This window comes from Okeania sp. SIO2B9 (assembly GCF_010672505.1).
GTDB lineage: Bacteria > Cyanobacteriota > Cyanobacteriia > Cyanobacteriales > Microcoleaceae > Okeania > Okeania hirsuta.
The window spans coordinates 1-1,137 of record NZ_JAAHGK010001764.1; the positions used below are offsets into that span (position 1 = coordinate 1).

General features: G+C 41.6%; 3 protein-coding genes. All 3 read left to right on the plus strand.

Features of this window, described 5'->3' with window-relative positions; translation table 11 throughout:
* Positions 1-64: 64 nt before the first annotated feature.
* The 3 genes from F6K13_RS34250 (at position 65) to F6K13_RS34260 (ending at position 1,130) form a co-directional block, all read left to right on the plus strand.
* Positions 65-223, plus strand: a complete 159-nt coding sequence (locus F6K13_RS34250) for a hypothetical protein (RefSeq protein WP_161564637.1) — start codon at positions 65-67, stop codon at positions 221-223.
* 19 nt (positions 224-242) lie between these two features.
* On the plus strand, positions 243-452 hold the full coding sequence (locus tag F6K13_RS34255; RefSeq protein ID WP_161564638.1) for a helix-turn-helix domain-containing protein: 210 nt from the start codon (positions 243-245) through the stop codon (positions 450-452).
* Between the two features lie 459 nt (positions 453-911).
* Complete coding sequence (locus F6K13_RS34260) at positions 912-1,130, plus strand: hypothetical protein (protein ID WP_338043223.1); 219 nt, start codon at positions 912-914, stop codon at positions 1,128-1,130.
* Positions 1,131-1,137: the final 7 nt, after the last annotated feature.

Here is a 1,137-nt window from a genome sequence, read left to right on the forward strand (position 1 = left end):
TAAGTAGGCAGGCAAAAAAAGTTGTAAAATAGCCTAGTCGAGTAGATGGAGGAAAATTTATAGTGTGCCAGCCCCTTTAAGAGTACATTTGAGTGAAGCTGAAGACAAAGAACTGCTGGAATTCCAGAAAATTGAGGGAATCCCCTCAAGAGTGAGAGAAACAGCGGAAATAGTTCGACTCAATCATCATGGATGGTCTGTAGCAGCGATCGCTGCTATATAAAAATAAGTCACCTCACACCGTGAGAAACAGTCTTCACCGTTGGTCAAGCCAAGGTTTTGAGGGACTGTGGGAAAAGATAGGTAGAGGAAGAAAAGCCAAGTGGGTTGAAGAAGATATAAAACATATAGAGATTTGTTTGGAAAAAGATGAACGAACCTATAATGCGGCTCAATTATCCCGAAAACTATCTCAAGAGCGAGGAGTGACTCTCAGTAGCGATCGCTACTGAAAAGTCCTCAAAAAAAGGGGTGGCGTTGGAAAAGGACAAGATATCAACAACCTTCCCCCCCCAGATGCTCAACAAAAACAAGCCAAAAAAGCTGACGCACGAATGGTTATTGTGGTCTCACAGTGCAGGAGAGATTTGCCTAAAATTCCGTAAAGGAATCCGGTTTTTGTATTTGGAGTCCCGTCAGTTACAGTTATGCTCGTTGTGGACAGCAAAAACTCCTCAAACAGACAAAAAAACGGGGGGAAAGGTTAAATATTCTAGGTCTTTATGCCATCGGAGTTAGTTTTGATGATGGACTAAAGTTAGGTTCTTTTAAAGGAGAATCTTACCTTAAGCTAATGGACTGGCAAGCTCAACAAGCCTCTCAAGGTTTTGAGCAGACGGGACAAATCACAGTAATCGTTCAAGATAACCATCCTATACACCTGAGCAAAAAAATCAGAGAACGTTGGAGTTATTGCCATGCCCCAAGGATTATTTTTCTTCCAACTGCCCAAATATTCCTCACAAATGAATCTGATTGAAGCACAGTGGCATCAACTTAAAACACATGAACTAGCTGGTCGGATTTTTGAAGATGAATATGATTTGGCGATGGCTGTTATAGAGGGTGTAGAAGCTCGCGCTCAACAAGACCAACATACCACAGAACGTTTTCTATTTAATTCTGCCTAGCTACTTA